Source organism: Sandarakinorhabdus sp., from assembly GCF_031430775.1.
GTDB lineage: Bacteria > Pseudomonadota > Alphaproteobacteria > Sphingomonadales > Sphingomonadaceae > Sandarakinorhabdus.
Window position 1 is genome coordinate 1 of sequence record NZ_JANPCD010000122.1, and the last position, 3817, is coordinate 3817.

Annotated in this window: 2 protein-coding genes; both read left to right on the forward strand. The window is 63.4% G+C overall.

Going from position 1 to position 3817, the window contains the following annotated elements; all coding sequences use genetic code 11:
* Nucleotides 1–1671, forward strand: a 1671-nt coding sequence (gene dnaG, locus RMQ73_RS07640) for a DNA primase (protein WP_310497506.1), incomplete at its 5' end; no start/stop codon positions are given.
* A gap of 136 nt (nucleotides 1672–1807) precedes the next feature.
* Nucleotides 1808–3817, forward strand: a 2010-nt coding sequence (rpoD, locus tag RMQ73_RS07645) for an RNA polymerase sigma factor RpoD (protein WP_310497508.1), incomplete at its 3' end; no start/stop codon positions are given.

Sequence of the window (3817 nt, forward strand, 5' to 3'; positions counted from 1 at the left end):
GCGCACGGCGATGTCATCCGGTTCCTGACGGACGCGGAAGGGTTGCCGTTCATGGATGCCGTCAAGCAGCTTGCCGCCCAGGCCGGCATGGAGGTGCCGGAAAACAGCCCGCAGGATCGGCAACGCGCCGAAGTGAACGACAGCCTGTCGGCGCTGACGGCACGTGCGGCGCAATTCTATGTCGATCAACTCGCCGGACCACTTGGCGGGGCAGCGCGGGCCTATCTCGACAAGCGCGGGCTGTCGCAGGCCGTCATCACGGCATTCGGGCTGGGGTTTGCCCCCGATGGCGGCGCGCTGCGCAAGCACATGAAGGACGTGGAGACCGAAAAGCTGGTCGAGGCCGGACTGATCGGGCGCAGCGAAGACGGTGACATTTATGACCGGTTTCGCGGCCGGCTGATGTTCCCGATCCGCGACCGGCGCGGGCGGGTCATCGGCTTTGGCGGGCGGGCGCTCGGTGATGCCCAGCCCAAATATCTCAATTCCGCCGATGGGCCATTGTTCGACAAGGGCCGTATTCTCTACAACCTCGACAAAGCCGGGCCGGCAGGGCGCAAGGCGAACCGGTTGGTCATCGTCGAAGGCTATATGGACGTCATCGGCGTGGCACAGGCCGGCATTGCCGAACTGGCGGCGCCGCTCGGCACCGCGTTGACCGAAGCGCAGCTGGGTCTGGCCTGGCGCGTGGCCGATGAACCGATCCTGTGTTTTGACGGCGACGCGGCCGGCCAGCGTGCCGCCCTGCGCGCCGCCACCCGCGCACTGCCGCTGCTGGCGCCGGGCAAATCGCTGCGTATTGCCACGCTGCCGGGGGGCGAAGACCCCGATGACCTGGTGCGGCGCGGCGGCCCGGCAGCGTTCGAGGCCGTGCTGGCCAATGCCGTGCCGCTGGTTGACCATCTATGGCTGACCGAAACGGCAGGCATGGACGCCGCCACCCCCGAACGCCGTGCGGCGGCGCGGCAACGGTTGAAGGACCATGCCGGAACCATTGCCGACCCCAGCATCCGCGCGCTGTATGCGGCCGATTTCGCGGCGCGGTTCGATGCCGCCTATCTGGCGCGGCCGCAGCGCGAATGGCAGCCGCAAGTCCGCACGCAGGGCCGCAAGCAAGGCAGCGCCATGGGCGCCCGGTGGCAGCCACCGATCATGGGCGCCTCCCCCGCCCTCAAGGCCAGCGCCAGCGCCGGCACCGATCCGCAGGCCATGGCCATTCTTGCCGGGTTGCTGACCTGGCCGGAGCTGGCCGACACCTATGGTGATATCATTGCATCACTGCCGCTGGCCGATGGCGACAACGCCCGGTTGCGCGATGGTCTGCTGGCAATTCTTGCCGATGATCCGGGTCTTGAAACTGCCAGCCTTGATGACCATTTGCTATCGGGAGACCTGATGGTTTTGGCGACAGGGATCAGGCGCGGCAATGCGCTTGCCTTCTCCTTTACCCGCCGGGACGGCGATTTTGCCGCTGCCAGCCGTGATTTCGGCATGATGGTCGGCACGGCCGCGGCGAGGTTGCGGATCACGGCGGAACTGGCGGCGGCGACCCAGCGTTTCCAGACGACCTTGTCGGAAGCGGATTTCGAGGCGCAGCAATCGCTGCGGGCCGAACAGAACGAGATTGAGGCAACCATGATGCGACTGGCCGAATCACTGCGCGAAGGCTAGGAAGCGTCGATTCGATCCGGCCGGTTGTTCCTGCGCCCTTGCGGCGTGTGTGGGATGGCCGGCCATTTTGTACACAATATTCTGCCCGGCACATCGTGCCAGGCCAGCGCCTGTTGAGTGAAGGACAAAAGGCTCCATGGCAAAATCCACTGGCGGCGAAGCAGTCGATCCCAAGGCTGACAGCAATGACGCGCCGCTCATCGATCTCAATGAAGCTTCGCTCAAGAAGCTGATCACCCGCGCCAAAAAGCGCGGCTACATCACCTATGACGAACTGAACGAGGCCCTGCCCCAGGACCAGATGACGTCCGAGCAGATCGAGGATGTCATGTCCGCGATAAACGAGATGGGCATCAACGTCGTCGAGAACGAAGATACCGCCGAAGACGGCCCCGAAGCCGCCGAGGAGGAGGAAGAGGCCGAACCGGTCGATGGCGATCTGTCGCCGGCCCCCGCCGTTGCCGCACCCAAGGCGCCGCTGGACCGCACCGATGATCCGGTGCGCATGTATCTGCGCGAAATGGGCGCCGTCGAGCTGCTCAGCCGCGAAGGCGAAATCGCCATCGCCAAGCGCATCGAGGCCGGCCGCAACACCATGATCGCCGGGCTTTGCGAAAGCCCGATGACGTTCACCGCCATCATCGACTGGTCGAACGCCCTCAACGAAGGCCGCATGCAGCTGCGCGAGATCCTCGATCTCGAAGCGATGCTGGCCAAGGACCCGACGGAAGCCGAAGCCGAAGGTGCCGAAGCCAGCGACCTGCCCACCGTGCAGTTCAAGGAAGAGGAAGAACCCGAAGCCGAGACGCCTGTTCGCGACGAGGAGGACGAATTCACCGAACGCCGCGCCCCGCAGCGCGTGCCCGAAGCCGAGGAAGAAGAGGACAACACCCTGTCGCTGGCCGCGATGGAAGAAGTCCTGAAGCCTCAGGCGCTGGAAAAATTCGCCGAAATCACCGGCACCTACAAGAAATTCCACAAGTTGCAGGAAGGCCGGCTGACGGCGTTCAATGCCGGGCAAAGCTTTCCGGCGTCGGACGAGAAAAAATATCAGAAGCTGCGTGAGGAGCTGACTCGCGGCGTCCAGTCGATCCATTTCCACAACAACAAGATCGAAATCCTGGTCGACCAGCTTTATTCGCAGAACCGCCGCCTGATGGCGCTGGGCAGCGGTATGCTCAAGCTGTCGGACAAGCACAAGATCAACCGCAAGGCGTTCCTGGACGAATATCTGGGCAACGAACTGGCCGATGGCTGGCTGGCGCATGTTGCCGGCATCGACAAGAAATGGGCGGCCTTTGCCGCTGCCGAAGCCGAAGGCATCGAGGCAACCCGTCGCGAAATGGCCAGCATCGCCGATTCCACCGGCGTCGATCTGGGTGAATTCCGCCGCCTGACCAACATGGTGCAAAAGGGCGAACGCGAAGCCCGGATTGCCAAGGAGGAAATGGTCGAGGCCAACCTGCGTCTCGTGATTTCCATTGCCAAGAAATACACCAACCGCGGCCTGCAATTCCTTGATCTCATTCAAGAAGGCAACATCGGCCTGATGAAGGCGGTGGACAAGTTCGAGTATCGGCGCGGTTACAAGTTCAGCACCTATGCGACCTGGTGGATCCGCCAGGCGATCCCGCGCAGCAGTGCCGACCAGGCGCGCACCATCCGTATCCCGGTGCACATGATCGAGACTATCAACAAGCTGGTGCGCACCAGCCGGCAGATTTTGCACGAAATCGGCCGCGAGCCGACGCCCGAAGAGCTTGCCGAGCGCCTGTCGATGCCGCTGGAAAAGGTCCGCAAGGTGATGAAGATCGCCAAGGAACCGATCAGCCTCGAAACGCCGATCGGCGACGAGGAAGACAGCCATCTGGGCGATTTCATTGAGGACAAGAACGCCGTCATCCCAGTCGATGCCGCCATTCATGCCAACCTCAAGGAAACCGTCACCCGTGTGCTGGCCTCGCTGACGCCGCGCGAGGAACGCGTGCTGCGCATGCGTTTCGGCATCGGCATGAACACCGATCACACGCTGGAAGAAGTTGGCCAGCAGTTCTCGGTAACGCGCGAACGTATCCGCCAGATCGAAGCCAAGGCGCTGAGGAAACTCAAGCACCCCAGCCGGTCACGCAAGATGCGCAGCTTCCTC